General features: G+C 34.3%; 1 protein-coding gene. It reads left to right on the top strand.

The genetic code is table 11. The features are described from left to right. On the top strand, positions 1 to 1657 hold a 1657-nt coding region (locus DFO52_RS23050), incomplete at both ends, for a DNA-binding protein (protein WP_208110490.1).

Below are 1657 nucleotides of genomic sequence, written 5' to 3'. Positions count from 1 at the left end.
TCTTTGATTCCATTGATGCAATGCACGAAGATTATATCAATTTTGCGAAAGCATATATCAGATATCAACACTCATTGAAACCATTAAAAAACTATGGGGTTATTATGATGGCTTTGCGATGCCTCGAACAGGCCCTTTTGCAGGTTCAGAACACTGGTCTCATTTATAATGTTACAGCCGTTGTTTTCGATGAGGCAATGCAGATCGGGAGTAAATATTTTGAAGGTAACGTTTTGGCTAAATGTGGAATACAGCTTGAAAAAATATCAAAGTTTCTATATGAACATAATCTTGTGAAGTCAGGATATATCTCATGGAAAAACCATGTAAAACAGAAAGTCAAAAACAATTATCTTCCTGAGATTGAGGATTATCACCGAAGCGATAAGTTACCAGATGAAGAAGCATTGCTCGCTATTGCTGATATTTTTTCTCAAAATGATGAGTTACTGAGTCCAAGGGATATGTTCACCAGTTCAGTATTTGCACTTCTACTTTGTTGTCCGAGCAGAATTTCTGAAATTTTAGCCTTACCTGCTGATTGTGAGATTACACAAATAGATGGCAAGGGTATCGAAAGATATGGTTTGAGATTTTATTCGGTAAAAGGGTATGGCCCTAATATCAAATGGATTCCACGGGTTATGATACCAGTTGCAAAGAAAGCAATTAGAAGATTACTTTCCTTATCACAAAATGCAAGAGCACTTGCTTACTGGTGCGAAAAGTACCCGGATAAATTTTACCGACATGAGCTTTGCCCGACAGTCGATGAAAAAGCTAAATTGACCGTTGTACAAGTTTGCCAGGCACTGGGGTATAATTTATTTGATCATAAATCATGTGTTTTAAAAATTAAAAGAACGAGTTTGGATGGTGGGAAAAGTTTCTTAAACCACAATGATTACAACTATTCATTGAGTAATTTGTGGGAAATTATTAGTTCTAATTTTAGCAGAGATTTTCCATGGTATGATAAAGAAAAATCCATAAAATTTAGTAATGCTTTATGCTTGCTCAATACTGATCAATTTTCTTTATCAAGAATGACTTCAATTTTCACATTTTACAAACCTACTAAAAGTTTCTTTTTCAGTGACATACAAAGAAAAAAAAGCTATGAGATGAATTATAAAAATATATTTTCCCGATATGGATATTATGATGATGAAGGTAAACCACTACTTATTCGCTCACACCAGCCACGGCACCTTTTAAACACAATAGCCCATTATGGTGAAATGTCTGAACTGGATATAGCTAAATGGTCTGGTCGTATCAATGCGAATCAGAACAGAGTTTATAACCATGTGTCGGAAGAAGATATGTTAGATAAAATCAAAGCTATTAAATTGAATAGGAGTAATTACTGTCAAAGGGAGTCAATACCCACAAATGAATTGACAATTGATTTTGATAACCTTAATCAAGGTGCAATACACTTAACTGAATTTGGTTACTGTGTACATAACTATTTAATCAATCCTTGTGCAAAAATTAATCATCTTATTGAATGTGATAATGAAACACCGGACATTAACTCAGTAGATAGAATTAGACTGCAATCTGTCCGAGAGAAAGTAATGCAATTAAAGAGAATAACTCAGATCGCTTATGAAAATGGTGATTATGGTGCAGACAAATGGTTGCAACACCA

Source organism: Enterobacter sp. AG326 (assembly GCF_004362415.1).
GTDB classification, from domain to species: domain Bacteria; phylum Pseudomonadota; class Gammaproteobacteria; order Enterobacterales; family Enterobacteriaceae; genus Enterobacter; species Enterobacter asburiae.
Note: the sequence above shows the minus strand (reverse complement) of the source record. Positions and strands in the feature narration are given on the sequence as shown.